Raw genomic sequence first — 20,002 nt, forward strand, 5'->3', positions numbered from 1 at the left:
AGCCGGTCGCGCAACGTGAGAATTAATCCCATGAAATGGCTTTGTTACGCAGGAATCGCCGCCAGCCTGGCGTTACAACCGGCGCTGGCAGAAGGAGTGTTCGGCAACCACCCGCTCACACCCGAAGCGCGCGACGCCTTTGTCAGCGAGCTGCTGACGAAAATGACCGTTGATGAGAAAATCGGCCAGTTGCGGCTTATCAGCGTCGGCCCTGATAACCCAAAAGAGGCTATTCGTGAGATGATCAAAAAAGGTCAGGTCGGAGCGATATTTAATACCGTCACCCGGCCGGATATTCGCGCGATGCAGGATCAGGTTATGGCGCTAAGCCGTCTGAAAATTCCGCTGTTCTTTGCGTTTGACGTTATCCACGGCCAGCGTACCGTATTTCCCATCAGCCTTGGGCTGGCCTCATCGTTTAATCTGGATACCGTAAAAACGGTCGGTCGCGTATCGGCCTACGAAGCGGCGGACGATGGACTGAATATGACCTGGGCGCCGATGGTGGACGTATCGCGCGATCCGCGCTGGGGGCGCGTATCTGAAGGCTTTGGCGAAGACACCTGGCTGACGTCGGTGATGGGGCGTGCGATAGTAGAGGCCATGCAGGGGAAAAGCCCGGCGGATCGCTACTCGGTAATGACAAGCGTTAAGCATTTCGCCGCCTATGGCGCAGTGGAAGGCGGAAAAGAGTACAACACGGTGGATATGAGCCCTCAGCGCCTGTTCAACGATTATATGCCGCCCTACAAGGCGGGGCTTGAGGCAGGCAGCGGCGCGGTAATGGTGGGGCTGAACTCGCTTAACGGTACGCCAGCCTCGTCCGATGCGTGGCTGCTTAAAACGGTGCTGCGCGACAAATGGGGGTTCACCGGCATTACGGTGTCTGACCACGGCGCGATTAAAGAACTCATCAAACACGGCACTGCCAGCGATCCGAAAGATGCGGTGCGCGTGGCCGTCAAATCCGGCATCAATATGAGCATGAGCGATGAATATTACAGTAAATATCTGCCAGAGCTTGTGAAAAATGGCGATGTGACCCTGGCTGAACTGGACGATGCCGCCCGGCATGTACTCAATGTGAAATATGATATGGGGCTTTTTAACGACCCGTATCGTCACCTGGGGCCAAAAGAGTCTGATCCACAGGATACGAACGCAGAATCGCGTCTGCACCGTGAAGCGGCCCGTAAGGTGGCGCGTGAAAGTCTGGTGCTGCTAAAAAACCGCCAACAGACGCTGCCGCTAAAAAAGAGCGGTACGCTCGCCGTGGTGGGGCCGCTTGCCGACAGCCAGCGTGACATGATGGGGAGCTGGTCGGGGGCTGGCACTATCAGCCAGACCGTGACTGTATTGCAGGGCATTCGCAACGTAGCGGGCGATAAAGTGAATATCCTCTACGCCAAAGGCGCAAACGTTACAAATCATCAGGGCATCGTCGATTTTCTTAATCAATATGAGAAGGCCGTGGTGCAGGACCCGCGACCGGCGCAGGAGATGATTGATGAGGCGGTAGCGGCGGCAAAGCAGGCCGATGCGGTGGTGGCCGTCGTCGGTGAAGCGCAGGGCATGGCCCATGAAGCATCGAGCCGTACCGATATTACTCTCCCGCAGAGCCAGCGCGACCTGATTGCCGCGCTAAAAGCCACTGGTAAGCCGCTGGTACTGGTGCTGATGAATGGTCGCCCGCTGGCGCTGGTGAAAGAAGATCAACAGGCCGATGCGATTCTGGAAACCTGGTTTGCGGGCACTGAAGGCGGTAACGCCATTGCCGACGTGCTGTTTGGCGATGTTAACCCCTCCGGCAAACTGCCGATGTCATTTCCGCGCTCAGTTGGGCAGATCCCGGTCTATTACAGCCACCTTAATACCGGGCGCCCTTACAACCCGCAAAGGCCGAATAAATATACCTCGCGCTACTTTGATGAGGCCAACGGCCCGCTATATCCGTTTGGTTACGGGCTGAGCTATACAACATTTAGCGTGTCTGATGTAAACATGTCTGCGCCGACGCTTACGCGCGGCGGTATTGTGAACGCCAGCGTGAGCGTGAGCAACACAGGCAAGCGCGAAGGCGCGACCGTAGTGCAACTGTATTTGCAGGATATAACAGCCTCCATGAGCCGTCCGGTAAAAATGTTAAAGGCGTTTAAAAAGGTGAATCTGAAGCCGGGCGAGCGCGCGACCGTTACGTTTCCCATTGACGTCAACGCGCTCAAATTCTGGAATCAGCAGATGATCTATGACGCCGAACCGGGCAAATTTAATGTCTTCATCGGGCTGGATTCCGCTCGCGTGAAGCAGAGTGAGTTTGAACTGAAATAAACAAAAGGCCGTAAACCGGCTGAGACGGTTGTTAAGCGCCGGTACAGGCGACACTGGCCCGAAAGTCAGAAAATAAGCGAGGAAAAGCAATTTATTGTTTTTCATCCGATCGCCGCAAAGAGGACAAAACCCGGCTTTTGTCCTCTTTGTCATCAATCCAGGCCGGGTAACCGGCCTGAGACTGCTGACAAACCCCATCCTGGCGCAGACAGAATGGATGGAATGCGATAAAAAATAAGGAAAATCAATGCATTGATTTTCGCCTGCTTACCACAAAGAAGGAAAAACCCCGTTTTTTCCTTCTTTGTCATCAATCTGGGGCCGGGCAACCGGCCTTTTTTATCTGCTAATACCAACGGGCCTGTATTGCCTGAAACTTGTGACAGACTGCAGGCTTGCGCTCATTGCCAGCGACGAAGCGGGAAAACCGCGGATTTCCGACTACACTTTCTGCAACCCTATGAATATTTCTGTAAAAACGGAGATGTGGCAATGGCAGGAAAGTGGATGGGATATGCGCTGGCGGCAGCAATGACGCTGGCGGCAGGCGCGCAGGCGGCCGAGCCGGTGAAAGTGGGGTCGAAAATTGATACGGAAGGTTCGCTGCTGGGCAATATTATCCTGCTGGTGCTGGAAAGCCACGGCGTTAAAACCGTGAATAAGATTCAACTGGGGACGACGCCAGTCGTGCGCGGCGCGATCGCTGCCGGGGAGCTGGATATTTATCCTGAATATACCGGCAACGGCGCGTTTTTCTTTAAGCAGGAGAAATCGCCGGTGTGGAAAAACGCGCAGCAGGGTTACGACAAAGTGAAGGCGCTTGATGCGCAGAAAAATCATCTTATCTGGCTTACGGCGGCCCCGGCGAACAATACCTGGACTATTGCGGTGCGCCAGGATCTGGCGCAAAAGGGCGGGCTTGCGACGCTTGCCGATCTCAGTCGCTACCTGAAACAGGGAGGCCAGTTCAGGCTGGCGGCGTCGGCAGAATTTATCGAGCGCCCGGATGCGCTGCCCGCCTTTGAAAAAGCGTACGATTTTAAGCTTGAGCAGGCGCAGTTGCTGTCGCTGGCGGGCGGCGATACGGCCGTTACGCTGCGCGCGGCAGCCCAGCGAACCTCCGGCGTAAACGCCGCAATGGCCTACGGCACAGACGGCCCGGTAGCGGCGCTGGGGCTTGTCACGCTCAGCGATCCTAAAGCCGTGCAGCCTATATATGCGCCTGCGCCGGTGGTGCGTGAAGCGGTGCTAAAAGCCTATCCGCAGATAGGGGACTGGCTAAAGCCGGTATTTAGCGCGTTGGATGAGAAAACATTACAAAAGCTGAATGCGAGTATCGCCGTCGATGGGCTGGATGCCCGCAAGGTGGCAGGCAACTGGTTGAAACAAAAAGGCCTGTTGCAGGCAGGGCAGTAGTGGTTTGCGGCTGATATGCCATAACCGGGTTGCGCTGCTGCTGGCGGCGCTGCTGTGGCCGGCGCTGGCGCTGCCTTTTATTACGCATTCGCCCAACAGGCTGCTTTCCGGCGAGCCGATTATGCTGCATGCGCTGGCAGGCGGCGCGTTCTGGCTATTACCGGCGGCGCTGGTTGCGTTAACCGCGCTGGCGTTTGTTCCGCGCCCGCGCGCGGCTGCGGCGGCGACCCTGGCGCTTGGCGAAGGCATTATTATTGTGCTGCTCCTGTTACTGGCCCATGCGGCCGCCCGGCTGGGGGCGGAGGCCAGCCCTGCGGCACGCACCTCCCCGGCAAGCGGGCTGTGGCTGACGCTGGCGCTCTGTCTGCTGCTGTGCAGCGATGCGGCAAGCAGGCTGGTTAACGCTGGCGTCTGGCGCTGGCTGCTGCTGGCGCAGATCGGGTTCATTGTGCTGCTGATGCTGACAGGCGGCCTGTTCGATAATCTCTCATTGATGAAAGAATACGCTAACCGGCGCGATGTTTTTAACGACGCGCTGGGCCGTCATTTGCTGCTGCTGGGCGCTACGCTGCTGCCTGCGCTGTTTATCGGCGTGCCGCTCGGCGTCTGGAGTTACCATCGAACGGCGCTGCGCGGGCCGCTCTTTGGCGTGCTTAATGTTATCCAGACGGTGCCCGCAGTGGCGCTTTTTGGTCTGCTGATTGCACCGCTGGCGGATATCGGCCGATATTTGTCCGGTATCGGTATTTCCGGCATCAGCGGTACTGGCCTTACGCCTGCGCTACTGGCGCTGGTGCTGTACGCGCTGCTGCCGCTGGTACGCAGCGTGGTCGCCGGGCTGGAGCAGGTGCCGGCGCAGGTGCGTGAGAGCGCCCGCGGTATGGGGATGTCGGGCTGGCAGATATTTTTAAAGGTGGATGTGCCGCTGGCGCTACCGGTGTTGTTACGCGGCCTGAAAGTGGTCACCGTGCAGACGCTGGGGATGGCGGTTATTGCCGCGCTGATTGGCGCAGGCGGTTTTGGGGCGCTGGTTTTTCAGGGGTTAATGAGCAGCGCGCTGGATTTGGTGCTGCTTGGCGTCATACCGGTGATTGCGCTGGCGGTGTTGGCGGATGCGCTGTTTAACCTGCTGATTGCCGGGCTGGAGGCGGCAAACCATGATTGAATTTACGCAGGTGAGCAAATATTACCAGGGGCGCGCGGCGGTAAACGCCCTGACGCTGAACTGCCCGGAAGGCGCGTTTACCGTGCTGGCAGGAACTTCGGGTTCCGGCAAATCCACCACGCTAAAAATGATAAACCGGCTGGTGGAGCACGATGCCGGGCAGATACGTTTTGCCGGGCGTGATATCCGCGATACTGACGTGCAAACGCTGCGCAGGCGTATCGGGTATGCTATTCAGTCGGTAGGTCTGTTTCCGCACTGGACCGTGGCGCAGAATATTGCCGCCGTACCGCAGCTACTGCGCTGGCCGAAGCGGAAAATCAACGACCGGACGGATGAATTGCTTGGCTTGCTGGGGCTGGAGCCGGCGCAGTTTCGCAGCCGCTACCCGCATCAACTTTCCGGCGGGCAGCAGCAGCGCGTAGGCGTGGCGCGGGCGCTGGCCGCTGATCCGGACGTTTTACTCATGGACGAACCGTTTGGCGCTCTCGACCCGGTGACGCGCGCGGCGCTGCAGCGTGAAATTCGCCGTATTCACCGGTTAATGGGGCGCACCATTGTACTGGTCACGCACGATGTGGATGAAGCGCTGTACCTGGCTGACCGGGTGGTGCTGATGGATGCTGGCGAAGTCGTGCAGCAGGGCGCGCCTTATGCCCTTTTGCGCCAGCCTGCCAGCCCGTTTGTGCGTGAATTTTTCGCCAGCAGCGAGCCGGGCGTACGACTGCTGTCGCTGGAAACGGTGGCCCAGCGTATGCGCGCGCAGGAGCGGTTTAACGGCGCCGCCGTGCCGTACAATATGACGCTGCGTGAGGCGCTGTCGCGTTTCGTGGAGCTGGGCGTGGTCCGGCTTGGCGTGACTGACGCCGCAGGGCAGCCGTGCGGCGTGCTGCATTTTAACGATCTGGCCGGTGCGGAGCCGTCGGTATGAAGGTGCTGCGAACTTCGCTGTTCTGGCTGCTGGCGCTGTTTATCACGCTGCTGGCGGCGCTGCCGTATAGTGAAGCGCTGTGGGCATGGCTGTTTCCCGAGCTCGACAGGCCGCTCTATCAGCAGGATAGCTTTGCTTCGCTGGCGCTGGCCCATCTGGGCCTGGTGGGGGTTTCCAGCCTGCTGGCGGCGGCTATGGGCATCAGCGCTGGCGTGGCCGTCACCCGCCCGGCCGGGCGTGAATTTCGCCCGCTGGCGGAGACGCTTGCCGCTGTCGGGCAAACGTTTCCGCCGGTTGCGGTGTTAGCCGTGGCGGTACCAGTACTGGGGTTTGGGCAGGCGCCCGCGCTGATTGCGCTGGTGCTCTACGGGCTGCTGCCGGTTTTACAGGGAACGCTTGCCGGTATGGCGGCGGTGCCTGCGGGCGTGCGCGAGGTGGCGAATGGCGTTGGGATGAGCGCCTGGCAGCGTTTGTGGAAAGTGGAGCTGCCGCTGGCGGCCCCGGTAATTCTCGCGGGCGTAAGAACCTCGGTTATTATTAATATCGGTACGGCGGCCATTGCCTCAACGGTTGGCGTGCGCTCGCTTGGGACGCCGGTCATTATCGGCCTGAGCGGTTTTAATACCGCCTGGGTAATTCAGGGAGCGCTGACCGTGGCGCTGATGGCGATTGTTGTAGACCGCGCCTTTGAGCGCCTGCAAAAATGCTTTACCCGGCACGCAGAATAATGCTGTAGCCTGCAAGCATCACGCCGCCAATCGCGCCCAGCGCCATTAATGCCATACCGACAATCAGCGCGATTTTTACTGTATTCACAATGTGCTCCTTTTGTTAGTGAAAGGATTATACAATGAAGTGTTCAGGTTAACGAGGCGTTGCGTGCCGTAAAGCGCGGTGTCTGGATTACGCTTTATCTGGCGCTAAATGAGTGCGGTTGGGTAAATTGCTGATAAACCTATCAGGCGTTGGACAGATTAGCGATCCTGGCGGCGGCCGTATACATCAGGGACCGGTCACTGAGCGGTATACTCCGCTTTGACAATTTAATGTCTGGCGCGCGATGAAATGGATAAAAAGTTAACTGGTGGAGCGCGTTATTATCCGCTTTGTCGTTAAACTCATCAATAAGCAGGCGGGTAGCCTCATTGCGTCACGTTTTTGAAATAGCTGGGGTGGCGATGATCGGACTGGAAAGGTAGCTAAAATATTACCGGCAGGGTAATAATCCGTCAGTGAATACGCCGTTACTGGCGAAATCTGCGGCAAATGAAACGCCATAATTTTCCATTTACTTTTGGCTGAGACGGCGGGCAAACCCCATCCTGCTGCAGACAGGATGGTTGAAGTACAATAAAAAATAAGGAAAATCAATGCATTGATTTTCGCCTGCTTACCGCAAAGAAGGAAAAACCCCGTTTTTTCCTTCTTTGTCAACAATCTGAGCCAACCTGCAAACAGCAGGTTGGCTTTAACTGTTTTGCGCCAGCAGGCCGCGCGCTTAGCTTACGCGCTGGCCCGGTTGGGCGCCGCTGTCCGGGCTTAACAGGAAAATCTCTTTACCGCCAGGGCCTGCGGCCAACACCATGCCTTCCGACATGCCAAAGCGCATTTTGCGCGGCGCAAGGTTGGCAACCATCACCGTCAGGCGGCCAATCAGCGCCTGAGGATCCGGATAGGCGGACCGGATGCCGGAAAACACGTTGCGCTTCTCGCCGCCGAGATCCAGCGTCAGGCGCAGCAGTTTGTCGGAGCCGTCCACAAAACCGGCGTTTTCGATAAGCGCAATACGCATATCCACTTTTGCGAAATCGTCAAAGCCGATGGCGTCTGCAATGGGGTCGTCCGTCATCGGGCCGCCTGGCGCGATAGCCTTCACTTCTTCTTTAGATGCCTCGACCAGCGCATTGACCTGCTTCATATCGATACGGTTATACAATGCCTTAAAGGTATTCACCTTGTGGTTGAGTAAAGGCTGATGGATACCCTCCCACGTCAGCGCGCTATTCAGGAATGCCTCCGTTCGCCCGGCAAGCGACGGCAGAACTGGCTTAAGCCAGGTCATCAGCACGCGGAACAGGTTAATGCCCATTGAACAAATAGCCTGCAGATCGGCATCGCGGCCCTCCTGTTTTGCCACCACCCAGGGCGCCTGTTCATCCACATAACGGTTCGCCAGGTCAGCCAGCGCCATAATTTCACGCACCGCGCGGCCAAATTCACGGCCCTCCCAGGCTTCGCCTATGCTCTGCGCGGCGTCGGTGAAGGTTTTATACAGCGCCGGATCGGCCAGCTCGCTTGCCAGCTCGCCGTTAAAGCGCTTAGCGATAAAACCTGCGTTACGCGAGGCCAGGTTGACTACCTTGTTGACGATGTCGGCGTTTACGCGCTGCACAAAGTCTTCCAGGTTCAGGTCGATATCGTCAATGCGCGGCGATAGCTTGGCCGTGTAGTAATAGCGCAGGCTGTCGGCGTCAAAATGCTTAAGCCAGGTGTTGGCTTTAATAAAGGTGCCGCGGGATTTGGACATCTTAGCGCCGTTTACCGTGACGTAGCCGTGTACGAACAGGTTAGTCGGCTTGCGATAGCCGCTGCCTTCGAGCATGGCCGGCCAGAACAGGCTGTGGAAGTAGACAATGTCTTTACCGATAAAATGGTACAGTTCGGCATCGGAATCTTTTTTCCACCAGTCGTCAAAGTTCAGATCGCTGCGCTTATTACACAGGTTTTTAAATGATCCCATATAGCCGATTGGCGCATCCAGCCAGACGTAGAAATATTTACCCGGCGCATCCGGGATTTCAAAACCGAAATAAGGGGCATCGCGGGAGATATCCCACTGCTGGAGACCTGCGTCAAACCACTCCTGCATTTTATTGGCCACCTGCTCCTGGAGCGCGCCGGAACGGGTCCAGGCTTTGAGCATCTCGCTAAAGGACGGCAGGTCGAAGAAATAGTGCTCGGATTCACGCATCACAGGCGTGGCGCCGGAGATGACGGATTTGGGTTCGATAAGCTCGGTTGGGCTGTAGGTGGCGCCGCACACTTCGCAGTTATCGCCGTACTGATCCGCAGACTTGCACTTCGGGCAGGTGCCTTTAACAAAACGATCCGGCAGGAACATGCCTTTTTCCGGGTCGTAAAGCTGGGATATGGTGCGGTTTTTAATAAACCCGTTTTCTTTCAGGCGGGTATAGATAAGCGCAGACAGCTCGCGGTTCTCTTCGCTGTGCGTGGAGTGATAGTTGTCGTAGCTGATATCAAAGCCGGCGAAGTCGGCCTGATGTTCCTGGCGCATTTCGCCAATCATTTGCTCCGCCGTTATGCCAAGCTGCTGCGCCTTTAGCATAATCGGCGTGCCGTGCGCATCGTCAGCGCAGATAAAGTTGACGTTATGGCCGCGCATTCGCTGGTACCGAACCCAGACATCCGCCTGGATATGCTCCAGCATGTGGCCGAGATGAATGGAGCCATTCGCATAAGGAAGGGCGCAGGTTACCAGTATTTTTTTCGCGACGTGAGCCATAGTTATCGTACAGTTTTCTTAGCTAAAAAGGATTTCCGATAGTACCAAAAGGGGCTGTCTTTAGTAAGACAAAAGCGAGTGATGGGGGATTTATTCACGCTCTGGTATGATTAAGGGCAGCGATATTACCACACCAACAAAGGAGTCGGGATGAATTCTCAATCCCCGTCCAGATCCCCGGAAGCCCTGCGGGCTATGGTATCCGGGACGCTGGCTAATTTTCAGCACCCAACATTAACGCATAATCTCACTACGCTAAAGGCGCTGCACCACGTCGCCTGGATGGACGAAACCGTTCATATCGAGCTGCAAATGCCGTTTGCCTGGAAGAGTGGATTCGACGCCCTTAAAGAAGCGTGCAGCGCTGAACTGCTGCGTATTACCGGTGCGAAAGCCATTGACTGGAAGCTGGCTCACAATATTGCCACCCTCAGGCGCGTAAAGGAACAGCCGGGTATTAACGGCGTAAAGAATATTATCGCCGTCAGTTCCGGTAAGGGCGGCGTAGGGAAATCCTCAACGGCGGTAAACCTGGCGCTGGCGCTGGCGGCGGAAGGGGCGAAGGTTGGCATCCTGGATGCCGATATCTACGGCCCGTCAATCCCAACCATGCTTGGCACGGAAGGCGAGCGCCCGACCTCTCCTGACGGCACCCACATGGCGCCGGTGATGGCTCAGGGCCTGGCGACCAACTCGATAGGGTATCTGGTCACGGATGATAACGCTATGGTCTGGCGCGGGCCGATGGCGAGCAAGGCTTTGCTGCAACTGCTGCAGGAGACTTTATGGCCGGAGCTGGATTATCTGGTGCTGGATATGCCGCCGGGAACGGGCGATATTCAGCTTACGCTTGCGCAGAACATCCCGGTTACCGGCGCTGTGGTGGTGACAACCCCGCAGGACGTGGCGCTGCTTGATGCGAAAAAGGGTATTGTGATGTTCCGTAAAGTAGACGTGCCGGTACTGGGTATTGTCGAGAATATGAGCATGCATATCTGTAGCCAGTGCGGCCACCATGAACCTATTTTTGGCACTGGCGGGGCCGGGAAGCTGGCGGCGGCCTACCATACGACGCTGCTGGGACAAATGCCGCTGCATATTACGCTGCGTGAAGATCTTGACCGCGGCCAGCCGACGGTCGTCAGCCGTCCGGACAGCGAATTTACCGCTCTTTACCGTCAGTTGGCGGGCCGCGTGGCGGCGCAGCTTTACTGGCAGGGTGAGGTTATTCCCGGCGATATCGCGTTTCGCGCGCTGTGATGTAGCCGACAGGCCGCATCAGGCCCGTAAAATTAACGGCGCTCTGTGATGGGCGTCGTTTTTAGTTCAGCCTGGCCTGCGAAGAATTTTTTGCCGCTGCCTGTAAATTGCCGGCATCCGTCTACCCGGGGAGCCTCGCTGGCGGGAGACAGACAATCGCCTTAGCTGAGCGAAATATTTCTTTTATTCGTCGCTGACCAGCAATTGCTGATATTTCGCCTCTGACGAAACTTATCAATGGTTTCGCCAAAAGCTTTACGCGTTTTGCTCAGATTATTAGCGCTAACGTGGCTGGAAATACCATTACTGCGCCAGTGGGAAAATAGAGTCTGGCGTCATCATCAATGCGTTCAGCAGGCTTGCAGGGAAGGAGGGCCGCTTCTTTCTTATCAGGCATGAAAGCAGGAATGCTTTTTGCAAATTCGCTGAAAAATTTTTTAGAGCTAAATGGGCGATTTGGATTGTATTTCAGCCCCAGCGCCCGCCAAAAGTCGTGGAAAGCGCTTTAGGGCGTAATTTTCGCAGTAATCAGGTATCCCCGATTAACATCACACTGTTGGCCGATTGCGCTAAATAATAATTTATATAGCTGACAGTCGGTGAAAAAGAGGATGTCGAATCTCACTGCGTTATGCGTATAGGTAAACCGGGCGCGGGAAATATTGTGCTTGCGCATATCCTTATCTAATTTTTAAAGCTTTGATATCGAACCTCGGCTGCTCGCTTTTTATTTATCTGTTTGCGGCTCACTCCAAATAATTAATGTTTATGCTTTGTTTTTTTGATGTTAACAAAAAGACGGCGGTAAACACAGCAGGCAGGCGCATCGCCTGATAGTATCGTAATGAAAGCCGCAACGTTAAAGTAACGAATACGGCACTCATTGCCGCATTCGTTAGAAATATTAGCGCTGGTAGAAAATATCCCCTGACATGGCGCGCAGGATTTTCCCTTCGGTATTCGTAATAAGTACGTAGTTGCCGCCCATATAGGTCCAGTGGCTGTCAGGCTCCGGCGCGGGAAGGTTGCGCTGGCTCCACTGCTCGATTTCATAAGGCTTAGAACGATACAGCTCCGGCACGATATCGCCGGGCTTAAAGGCGCGGAAATCGGCGGTAAATTCCTTAAGTTCATAGGATGATCCGCGGGTCTCGGCCTGCGGCTGGGTCAATGCGTCAGCCTGTTCGTCCAGGCTTTCCCGCGCCTGCGCCGCATTTGCGGCTACGTTTCCCAGCAGCAGCGCTGCTGCCAGTAAAATCACTGATTTACCCATAATCACTCCGGTTTCTGGTATCAGCCCGCGTCCGGGCTGGGTGGTTTTCCTTAATAAATCTGTCAGCAATGTATGCTGTGCGCCGTTATCATTCGCGCAGTTGACGGGCGCGGCAAGTTTGAATTTGTGTGCAAAATTGTCATTTCTTGCCGTGTGACACAATTTATTTGCATTGTTTTCGTGATGATATGGGAAGAACATCACGAAACGCCGCGTCAATTATGCACTGTAAACCAACGTAAAATAGCGATGTTATTTAAATTTGCCGTGCGCTGTTGAGCGCAAAAAAAGATGAAAAGAGAGTTGTTCTCTATATGAGCAATCGGCTGACTGCGTTTTATGCGCTATGGCTGCGTGTGAGCAAGGGGCTGGCCAGACGCTGGTCGCTTGCCGGTAGCGCGGCGCGCCGTTTTTTACTGTCCGAAAGGGCGAGTTTCCCCGTATGATGTGCCTTCTGGTTCACTCATGGGAAAATGCATGATTTGGTTGATGTTGTTAACGCTGGCGGTGGTGTTTGTCGCGGGCTTTCGGGTGCTGACGTCGGATTCGCGCCGCGCGGTCAAACGCCTGAGCGAGCGCCTGGCGATTGCGCCCGTGATGATCGAATCGATTATGGATCAAATGGGCAAAGCCGCAAGCGCTGAATTCCTGACGCTGCTGGCGCGCCCGGATGAAACGGCGCTACAGCACGGCGCGCAGACGTTGCTCATCTGGCAGGTATTTATCATTGATGGCGGCGATGAGAACCTGCTCGGCTGGCACCGTGTTTTGCAACGTGCGCGCCTGGCCTCACCGCTAAGCGATGCGCGAATTCGACTCGCATTCAGCCTGCTGCGTGAAATGGAGCCGGAAATGGAAGAAATGAAAGCATTTCAGCAGCGCTATAATGCCTTTTTTCGCGAGCGCAGCGGCCAACTGCGGCTTGTTGCCGCCAACGATACCGATTAAGGCGAGATACAGCATGAAGGAGCGATTGCCCTGAGCGCAAACTTGCATCGTCAGGCTACTTCCCCTAAGCTGTTAATTGATAAAGAAATGTAATCTACATGACTCGGGGTGCCCTTCGTTGTGAAGGCTGAGAAATACCCGTATTACCTGATCTGGATAATGCCAGCGTAGGGAAGTCAGATGCCTGTCCGGTATCCCTTCTTCACGCCGGACAGGAGACTGACCCGTGCTAATCGAAACGCTTTGCGGCCGTGAAGCCGCGCAAACCCTGGCGCTGATGCGTGCCCATTCCCCCCTCGTACACTGCATGACAAACGACGTAGTGCAAGGCTTTACCGCTAATGTTTTGCTGGCGCTCGGCGCCTCTGCGGCGATGGTTATTGATGATGATGAAGCCGCGCAGTTCAGCACAATGGCCGGGGCGCTGCTTATCAACGTCGGTACGTTAACGCACGCGCGCGAGCGCGCTATGCGCGCGGCTATCGGCAGTGCGGTTAGCGCCGGTACGCCGTGGGTTCTCGATCCGGTAGCGGTGGGGGCGCTGACGCTGCGTACGGCCTTCGCTCATGACGCGCTTGCTCTGCGTCCGGCGGCGGTGCGCGGCAATGCGTCTGAAATCCTTGCGCTGGCGGGCGCGAGCAGCGGCGGGCGGGGCGTGGACAGTACCGACAGCGCGCTGGCCGCGCTACCGGCAGCGCAGGCGCTGGCGCGCCGCTATGGCGCCGTGGTAGCCGTTACCGGCGAAGTGGATTATCTGACCGATGGCGAACGCGTATTGAGCGTAGAGGGCGGGCATCCTGTCATGACGCGCGTGGTGGGTACAGGCTGCGCGCTGTCAGCCGTGGCGGCCGCCTGCTGTGCGCTCCCCGGCGACCGGCTTACCCATGTCGGAGCGGCCTGCGCAATAATGGCGCGGGCCGGCGAGCAGGCGGCACGCCAGAGTCGCGGGCCAGGCAGCTTTGTTCCGGCTTTTCTGGACGCGCTTTGGTCGCTCAACGGGGAGGCGCTGGCATGAAGAGGATTAATGCGCTCACTGTTGCCGGTACCGATCCCAGCGGCGGCGCGGGGATACAGGCAGATCTGAAAACGTTTTCCGCGCTCGGCGCCTATGGCGCCAGCGTGATTACCGCGCTGGTGGCGCAGAACACGCGCGGCGTGCAGTCGGTTTATCGCGTTGAGCCGGATTTTGTGGCGGCGCAGCTTGATTCCGTACTGAGCGACGTGCGTATTGATGCCACAAAAATCGGTATGCTGGCGGAAACGGATATTGTTGAGGCGGTGGCTGAGCGACTGGCGCGCTGGGCGGTGCGCACGGTGGTGCTCGATACGGTCATGCTGGCGAAAAGCGGCGATCCGCTGCTGTCGCCGTCGGCGGTTTCATCTCTGCGCGAGCGCCTGCTGCCGCAGGTTTCGTTGATTACGCCTAACCTTCCCGAAGCGGCGGCGCTGCTGGATGCGCCGCTGGCAACCTGCGAACGCGACATGCTTGAGCAGGGCAGAGCGCTGCTGGCGCTCGGCTGTGAGGCGGTGCTGATAAAAGGCGGCCATCTGGATGACAGGGAAAGCCCCGACTGGCTGTTTACCTGCGATGGCGCGCAGCGTTTTACCGCGCCGCGCGTGCTAACTAAAAATACGCACGGTACGGGCTGTACGCTGTCTGCGGCGTTAGCCGCGCTGCGCCCGCGTCACGATAGCTGGGCGCATACCGTAGCTGAGGCTAAGGCGTGGCTGTCAGCGGCGCTGGCCCAGGCGGATAGCCTGCAAGTAGGGCTTGGACAGGGGCCGGTTCACCATTTTCACGCCTGGTGGTGAAACGAAACAGCCTGTGCGGTAACAGGGAGTGAAACGTGTCAGCCTGACTTGCTGAAAGTGTAAGCGACACTGGCAAAACGCCGCGCACAGGGCCAGTATGGAAGTGTCCGCAACCGGTGCGGGCAAGTACACTGTTGCGGCGGGCGCGGTGTCCGCTGCTGTTTCGGGAGTTTATTATGACTGATATTACGCAGTTGTTAGGTAAAGACGCCGATACGCTGTTACAGCATCGTTGTATGACCATTCCAGCCGACAGGCTCTGTTTGCCAGGCCATGATTATGTCGAGCGGGTTATGATGGACAATAATCGTTCCCCGGCGGTGCTTCGCAACATGCAAACGCTTTACAATACAGGGCGTCTGGCGGGAACCGGCTATTTGTCTATTTTGCCGGTCGATCAGGGCGTGGAGCACTCCGCAGGCGCGTCCTTTGCGGCTAATCCGCTCTATTTCGATCCGAAGAATATCGTTGAACTGGCCATTGAGGCTGGCTGTAACTGCGTGGCTTCCACTTACGGCGTGCTGGCGTCGGTAGCGCGCCGTTATGCGCATCGCATCCCGTTTTTAGTCAAAATAAACCACAATGAAACCCTGAGTTACCCGACCACTTACGACCAGACGCCGTATGCCAGCGTGGAACAGGCCTTCAATATGGGAGCGGTTGCCGTTGGGGCGACCATTTATTTCGGCTCTGAAGCGTCGCGCCGCCAGATTGAAGAAATTTCCGCTGCGTTCGAACGTGCTCATGAGCTGGGAATGGTGACGGTGCTGTGGGCCTACCTGCGTAATTCCGCTTTCAAAAAAGAGGGCGTAGACTACCACGCCAGCGCCGATTTAACCGGCCAGGCCAATCATCTTGCGGCTACCATCGGCGCTGATATCGTGAAGCAGAAAATGGCTGAAAACAACGGCGGTTATAAAGCGATTGGCTTTGGCTATACCGACGATCGCGTTTACAGCAACCTGACGACCGATAATCCTATTGACCTGGTGCGTTATCAACTCGCCAACTGCTATATGGGGCGTGCCGGGCTGATTAACTCCGGCGGCGCATCCGGCGGTGAAACCGATATGGCGGACGCCGTGCGCACAGCGGTTATTAATAAGCGAGCGGGAGGAATGGGGCTGATTCTTGGGCGCAAAGCGTTCAAGAAATCTATGCCTGACGGGGTGCGCCTGATTAACGCGGTGCAGGATGTCTATCTGGATAACAGCGTGACCATCGCCTGAGGCGCTTGAGCGTGGTATAGCTATAAACATCACGCCGGGCAGCATTTACAGCCCGGCGGGGGGGCCGTTCTGGCGGCCTGCCGCGTTTTTCCTGTGTGCCCCGATATGCCGTTTTTTGCTGATGGCCCTGGCGGTAATGCAGCGGCGTGAAAAACATTGAACCGGGTATTAACGCACGGACAACAGCGGGCAGCCCGGCGGCAGGCGGCAGCTTAGCGCGCCAGGCTCAACGTCAATACGAAATTTGCGACCGCTTAGCGGCTCGCCGTCGAGATTAAAAATGATATCGTGCGGCGACGTTATCTCAAACCAGGCGGATTCGCTGTCGATGGCGTTTGGGTTTTCATCCGAGCGGGTGAGCGTATTAAACAGCGCCGGTAATAGTTCTTCACCGGTGAAAATGCGTAGCTGTAACAGCCCGTCGTCAATCAGCGCTTGTGGACAGAGCGCCTGGCCGCCGCCTGCCTGACGGCCGTTACCAATGCCGATAGCCAGTGCCTCGCCCTGCCAGTGAAAGTTTTCGCCGCGAATATCGCAGCGATCTGGCTTAAGCGTGTCGAGGCGCAGCATACCGTGAATGAAATAGGAAATGCTGCCGAGCGCGGCCTTTAGTTTCTCCGGGGTTTCAGAGGTAATACGGGGGCCAAAGCCGCCGGTTGCCATATTAATAAACCAGGCGTTGTCGTTTACCCGCGCCAGATCCACCGGGCAGGCGCGCCCGGCTATCGCCAGGCGCAGCGCCGGGTCTATCTCCTGCGGGATCCCGGCGCTGGCGGCAAAGTCGTTGGCGGTGCCGAGCGGTAAAATGCCGAGCGCCGGGCGTTTTTCAACGGACGCCAGCGCCAGCGCGGTAGCGATTTCGTTGATGGTACCGTCGCCGCCGCCGGCGATGACCGTTTGTGCGTCCTGCGCGAGGGCTTCATTCACATAACGCCCTGCGTCGCCGCGTTCCCAGGTGACGCGTACGGCAATGCTATGGCCTTCATCGCGCAGTTTGCTAACGGCGGCGCGCAGCGCGTCGTTACCCGCGCCTTTACCATTAACAATGATGAATGACGTTGCGTTTTTATCCATGTCTGACCCCGGTTTCCACAGCAATAACGTGAGTGTAACCGAAGTAAAGGGGGAGCAGAGATATAAAAATTAGCCTGCGTGAGGGGCCCGCGCAGGCTAAGGAGGTGATTTCCTGGTACAGCTTTATCTTTTATAGGTATCTTTATTTCTTAGCGCGATAATACTACCTCTACAGTGGAAAAGTGACTGTGATCGCTTTCGAAAAAATAGTCTACCGTAAAAATAACGCTGAAAAACTATTTCGCATGGGGATTACGCGTGGTCTGCCCGCTAAGGTTGCGCATCAGCAGCGCATACTCCAGCGCCACCTCCTGTGGAACCGGCAGCCATACGGTATGTCCATTGCCCGGCGCGACGTCTGTTTGTTTGCCTTTCGCGTTTTCCATCTGCGCCAGCGTAAAAGTAATATTGCCCTGCGGCGTCATCATCTCCAGGCTATCGCCAACGCTGAACTTATTCTTCACCGCCACGCCAGCCAGTTCCCCCCGGCGTTCGCCGGTAAATTCGCCTACGAACTGCTGGCGTTCGGAAAGTGAATAACCATAGTCATAGTTCTGGTAGCTATCGTGGGTATGGCGGCGCAGAAAGCCCTCGGTATAGCCGCGATGGGCGAGGCTTTCAAGCGTGGTAAGCAGCGTGGCGTCGAAAGGTTTACCGGCGACGGCGTCGTCAATGGCCTGGCGATAGACCTGGGCGGTACGTGCGCAGTAGTAGAACGACTTGGTGCGGCCTTCAATTTTGAGAGAGTGTACGCCAAGCTGGGTCAGGCGCTCTACGTGCTCAATAGCGCGGAGATCCTTTGAATTCATGATGTAGGTGCCGTGCTCGTCTTCAAACGCGCTCATGTATTCGCCGGGGCGCTGCGCTTCTTCAATCATAAATACCTTGTCGGTTGGCGCGCCGCTGCCAAGGGTTGGGTCGATAGTCTGCACCGGGATCGGCTCCTGGATATGCACGATGTTGCCGGTATCATCCTCTTTGCCTTCCTTCACGTTGTATTCCCAGCGGCAGGCGTTAGTGCAGGTGCCCTGGTTGGGGTCGCGTTTATTGATGTAACCGGAGAGCAGGCAGCGGCCGGAATAGGCCATGCACAGCGCGCCGTGAACAAAGATTTCAATCTCCATGTCCGGCACCTGTTCGCGAATTTCGGCAATTTCATCAATTGACAGCTCGCGCGAGAGGATAACGCGCGTCAGCCCCATCTGTTTCCAGAACTTCACCGTGGCCCAGTTTACGGCGTTGGCCTGAACCGACAGATGAATCGCCACCTGCGGGAACGCCTCGCGCACCAGCATAATCAGCCCGGGGTCAGACATGATGAGCGCATCCGGGTTCATCTCCACCACCGGCTTCAGGTCGCGAATAAAGGTTTTAAGCTTGGCGTTGTGCGGCGCGATATTCACGACCACATAGAATTTTTTGCCCTGCGCATGGGCTTCCTGAATGCCGATAGCGAGGTTTTCATGATTGAATTCATTATTGCGCACGCGCAGGCTATAGCGCGGCTGGCCGGCATACACGGCGTCCGCGCCGTAGGCAAAGGCGTAACGCATATTTTTCAGCGTTCCCGCCGGGGAAAGTAGTTCGGGTTTAAACATGATGGTCTCGTCTGATGACAGGTCAGATCCACCTCACCAGGTGAGGGGACAATACGCGAGTGGGTTACCACAAATTAAGGCCAGGCATTGTAGCGCTGGCGGGCAGGGGAGTAAACCATCGGTCAATTAACTATAGCGTTATCACCCGCTGGGCTGAATCAATAGTGGAGGGGCGATGGGCTACGATAACGCGGGTGATCGCAAGCCCGGAGATGGCCTGATTAATTAGCCGTTCGTTGTGCTCATCCAGGTGGTTGGTAGCGGCTTTCATAGCGCCAGGGCAGTAAACGTGAGAGATAGTGGCTATTGTCGTGGTCTTTAATCAGCGTAAAAATGGCGTCGTTGGCTTCCAGAAAGCGATAGCGTTTATGGATGGTGCGTAGCAGTATCGCGACGGCTTTGGCGCCAGGCAAACAGCCGATAACGTTGCTGAACCACGTTTCAGGGAGCCAGGATAGGGCGCTGAGTACCGGCAAATCCCGATAGCAGGCGACTGAACCCAGCGGGCGGATATCGGTCAGACGAATCGTTGCGGCATCCATAATAATGTTTCGGCAAAGTGGTTCCCGCAGCGATTGCGGAAAGGGTTGCAGGCACTCCTGGATTTGCGTTACAGCCTCCTCATTTGGGTGGTGTAGCCTGGCAAGCAACGCGGTGGATTTAGCCTGGGCTATGGCATGATGTCCTGGGATGCCGACCTGGCGTAGCCAGGCGTTGGCCGTGGTAAAAAGTTCATCAATATCGGGCAGGGTGTCCCCGTCGATATAGAGACCACCGTACTGGTAGAGGATTAACAGTCGGGCTATATCGCTGGCAGCCGCGAAGTTGCCTCTGAGTATCACCTCATAATCATAAAATCGTCTCAGGGCGGAAAACCTGCCGGTAAATAACGCATTAATTTCAGCGATTTGCAGATTGAAGCCAGTATCGTGACAGACGTGCTGCGGTTGGTTGGGGATCCCTTTATGTTCCAGGAATTGTGCGGCAAGCGTGTTAAAGGTTTTTTCCCCGTTCATTTGCGGATGAATAAAGGCGAACGCCTCGTTTTGCAGCCTCAGCAGCGCAATATGTCGATCGCGGGGCCGTGCGGTTTTGATATGATCGTCCAATAGCTGATGAAAGCGCTGGCAGTCGCTACTTTCGGAATCGATCCACAGGCAACAGATTTTATCGGGATTGATGGCCTTCCAGATGCGAATATAGCTGAGATCCAGCGCATTGATATCACCAATCCAGACAAAATGAATAAGGTTGGGGAGAGTGAATTTTAGCCTGGAAAACATGCCGGAATCTGTGGAAAGACTATCCGGAGTACCGTAATAATTATTATAAATTGCAGTGCGTAATATTAGTTGTTCGTTTTTACTGGAGATGGGGATATGCATAGCGATTTTTTACCGACAGATGAGCCTGTCAGTAATTCTGTGTAACTGCCAATGTATTAA

17 protein-coding genes, 2 pseudogenes and 1 riboswitch are annotated in these 20,002 nt (G+C 56.3%); of the genes and pseudogenes, 10 read left to right on the top strand and 9 right to left on the bottom strand.

The features are described 5' to 3' along the window. The first annotated feature begins 30 nt into the window (after positions 1–30). The 5 genes from bglX to JJB97_RS02250 all read left to right on the top strand — a co-directional run bounded on the left by bglX (position 31) and on the right by JJB97_RS02250 (position 6,568). Entirely contained in the window at positions 31–2,328 is a 2,298-nt protein-coding gene (gene bglX / locus JJB97_RS02230; protein WP_238712176.1) for a beta-glucosidase BglX, read from the top strand. Between the two features lie 486 nt (positions 2,329–2,814). Further along, positions 2,815–3,744 (top strand): glycine betaine ABC transporter substrate-binding protein OsmF, encoded by a 930-nt coding sequence (gene osmF, locus JJB97_RS02235; protein WP_238712177.1) that lies wholly within the window; start codon positions 2,815–2,817, stop codon positions 3,742–3,744. A gap of 4 nt (positions 3,745–3,748) precedes the next feature. Next, positions 3,749–4,909 (top strand): ABC transporter permease, encoded by a 1,161-nt coding sequence (locus JJB97_RS02240; protein WP_238712178.1) that lies wholly within the window; start codon positions 3,749–3,751, stop codon positions 4,907–4,909. Continuing rightward, entirely contained in the window at positions 4,902–5,840 is a 939-nt protein-coding gene (locus JJB97_RS02245; protein WP_238712179.1) for an ABC transporter ATP-binding protein, read from the top strand. The genes JJB97_RS02240 and JJB97_RS02245 overlap by 8 nt, the downstream gene beginning before the upstream one ends. Continuing rightward, positions 5,837–6,568 (top strand): ABC transporter permease, encoded by a 732-nt coding sequence (locus JJB97_RS02250; RefSeq protein WP_238712180.1) that lies wholly within the window; start codon positions 5,837–5,839, stop codon positions 6,566–6,568. The genes JJB97_RS02245 and JJB97_RS02250 overlap by 4 nt, the downstream gene beginning before the upstream one ends. Here JJB97_RS02250 and JJB97_RS02255 read toward each other — a convergent pair. The 3 genes from JJB97_RS02255 to metG all read right to left on the bottom strand — a co-directional run bounded on the left by JJB97_RS02255 (position 6,549) and on the right by metG (position 9,363). After that, positions 6,549–6,641: a hypothetical protein gene (locus JJB97_RS02255; RefSeq protein ID WP_238712193.1), complete on the bottom strand. Its 93-nt coding sequence runs from the start codon at positions 6,639–6,641 to the stop codon at positions 6,549–6,551. The genes JJB97_RS02250 and JJB97_RS02255 overlap by 20 nt on opposite strands. A gap of 276 nt (positions 6,642–6,917) precedes the next feature. Next, complete coding sequence (locus JJB97_RS02260; protein WP_238712181.1) at positions 6,918–7,274, bottom strand: hypothetical protein; 357 nt, start codon at positions 7,272–7,274, stop codon at positions 6,918–6,920. A 64-nt stretch (positions 7,275–7,338) separates the two neighbouring features. Then, on the bottom strand, positions 7,339–9,363 hold the full coding sequence (gene metG / locus JJB97_RS02265) for a methionine--tRNA ligase (protein WP_238712182.1): 2,025 nt from the start codon (positions 9,361–9,363) through the stop codon (positions 7,339–7,341). Between the two features lie 150 nt (positions 9,364–9,513). Here metG and apbC point away from each other — a divergent pair, with 150 nt between their 5' ends. Continuing rightward, the gene (apbC, locus tag JJB97_RS02270) at positions 9,514–10,623 is read left to right on the top strand and encodes an iron-sulfur cluster carrier protein ApbC (protein ID WP_238712183.1); all 1,110 of its coding nucleotides are present in this window, start codon (positions 9,514–9,516) and stop codon (positions 10,621–10,623) included. A 161-nt stretch (positions 10,624–10,784) separates the two neighbouring features. Here apbC and JJB97_RS18695 read toward each other — a convergent pair. After that, positions 10,785–10,940: pseudogene (locus tag JJB97_RS18695) on the bottom strand (DUF6037 family protein); the annotation flags it as partial. Between the two features lie 587 nt (positions 10,941–11,527). Beyond that, positions 11,528–11,896 carry an RcnB family protein gene (locus JJB97_RS02275; RefSeq protein ID WP_238712184.1) on the bottom strand — a complete coding sequence of 123 codons (369 nt, stop codon included), beginning with the start codon at positions 11,894–11,896 and terminating at the stop codon, positions 11,528–11,530. A gap of 477 nt (positions 11,897–12,373) precedes the next feature. On the opposite strand from JJB97_RS02275, the gene JJB97_RS02280 reads away from it, so the two are divergent. From JJB97_RS02280 to fbaB, 4 genes are all read left to right on the top strand, one after another. Then, positions 12,374–12,844, top strand: a complete 471-nt coding sequence (locus tag JJB97_RS02280; protein WP_238712185.1) for a DUF1198 family protein — start codon at positions 12,374–12,376, stop codon at positions 12,842–12,844. A 94-nt stretch (positions 12,845–12,938) separates the two neighbouring features. After that, positions 12,939–13,035, top strand: a riboswitch (TPP riboswitch). Between the two features lie 41 nt (positions 13,036–13,076). Continuing rightward, on the top strand, positions 13,077–13,859 hold the full coding sequence (thiM, locus tag JJB97_RS02285) for a hydroxyethylthiazole kinase (protein WP_317980765.1): 783 nt from the start codon (positions 13,077–13,079) through the stop codon (positions 13,857–13,859). Beyond that, positions 13,856–14,656: a bifunctional hydroxymethylpyrimidine kinase/phosphomethylpyrimidine kinase gene (gene thiD / locus JJB97_RS02290; protein ID WP_238712186.1), complete on the top strand. Its 801-nt coding sequence runs from the start codon at positions 13,856–13,858 to the stop codon at positions 14,654–14,656. Before thiM ends, thiD begins: the two co-directional genes overlap by 4 nt. Before the next feature lie 176 nt (positions 14,657–14,832). Further along, positions 14,833–15,885, top strand: a complete 1,053-nt coding sequence (gene fbaB / locus JJB97_RS02295; RefSeq protein ID WP_238712187.1) for a class I fructose-bisphosphate aldolase — start codon at positions 14,833–14,835, stop codon at positions 15,883–15,885. Positions 15,886–16,053: 168 nt separating this feature from the next. Here the strand turns inward: fbaB and yegS are convergent, their stop codons facing one another. The 4 genes and pseudogenes from yegS to JJB97_RS02315 form a co-directional block, all read right to left on the bottom strand. Continuing rightward, positions 16,054–16,959 carry a lipid kinase YegS gene (yegS, locus tag JJB97_RS02300; RefSeq protein ID WP_238712188.1) on the bottom strand — a complete coding sequence of 302 codons (906 nt, stop codon included), beginning with the start codon at positions 16,957–16,959 and terminating at the stop codon, positions 16,054–16,056. 236 nt (positions 16,960–17,195) lie between these two features. After that, complete coding sequence (trhP, locus tag JJB97_RS02305; RefSeq protein WP_238712189.1) at positions 17,196–18,557, bottom strand: prephenate-dependent tRNA uridine(34) hydroxylase TrhP; 1,362 nt, start codon at positions 18,555–18,557, stop codon at positions 17,196–17,198. A gap of 130 nt (positions 18,558–18,687) precedes the next feature. Beyond that, a pseudogene (locus JJB97_RS02310) lies at positions 18,688–18,828 on the bottom strand (hypothetical protein); the annotation flags it as partial. Further along, entirely contained in the window at positions 18,800–19,942 is a 1,143-nt protein-coding gene (locus JJB97_RS02315) for a TcdA/TcdB catalytic glycosyltransferase domain-containing protein (RefSeq protein ID WP_317980761.1), read from the bottom strand. The pseudogene JJB97_RS02310 and the gene JJB97_RS02315, both read right to left, overlap by 29 nt. Positions 19,943–20,002 lie beyond the last annotated feature (60 nt).

The sequence above is a fragment of the Tenebrionibacter intestinalis genome, from assembly GCF_016632365.1.
GTDB lineage: Bacteria > Pseudomonadota > Gammaproteobacteria > Enterobacterales > Enterobacteriaceae > Tenebrionibacter > Tenebrionibacter intestinalis.

Coding starts and splice junctions, on each gene's coding strand:
- bglX (WP_238712176.1), top strand. CDS start 31: ATGAAATGGCTTTGTTACGCAGGAATCGCCGCCAGCCTGGCGTTACAA.
- JJB97_RS02245 (WP_238712179.1), top strand. CDS start 4,902: ATGATTGAATTTACGCAGGTGAGCAAATATTACCAGGGGCGCGCGGCG.
- JJB97_RS02250 (WP_238712180.1), top strand. CDS start 5,837: ATGAAGGTGCTGCGAACTTCGCTGTTCTGGCTGCTGGCGCTGTTTATC.
- metG (WP_238712182.1), bottom strand. CDS start 9,363: ATGGCTCACGTCGCGAAAAAAATACTGGTAACCTGCGCCCTTCCTTAT.
- apbC (WP_238712183.1), top strand. CDS start 9,514: ATGAATTCTCAATCCCCGTCCAGATCCCCGGAAGCCCTGCGGGCTATG.
- JJB97_RS02275 (WP_238712184.1), bottom strand. CDS start 11,896: ATGGGTAAATCAGTGATTTTACTGGCAGCAGCGCTGCTGCTGGGAAAC.
- JJB97_RS02280 (WP_238712185.1), top strand. CDS start 12,374: ATGATTTGGTTGATGTTGTTAACGCTGGCGGTGGTGTTTGTCGCGGGC.
- thiD (WP_238712186.1), top strand. CDS start 13,856: ATGAAGAGGATTAATGCGCTCACTGTTGCCGGTACCGATCCCAGCGGC.
- fbaB (WP_238712187.1), top strand. CDS start 14,833: ATGACTGATATTACGCAGTTGTTAGGTAAAGACGCCGATACGCTGTTA.
- yegS (WP_238712188.1), bottom strand. CDS start 16,959: ATGGATAAAAACGCAACGTCATTCATCATTGTTAATGGTAAAGGCGCG.
- trhP (WP_238712189.1), bottom strand. CDS start 18,557: ATGTTTAAACCCGAACTACTTTCCCCGGCGGGAACGCTGAAAAATATG.
- JJB97_RS02315 (WP_317980761.1), bottom strand. CDS start 19,942: ATGCATATCCCCATCTCCAGTAAAAACGAACAACTAATATTACGCACT.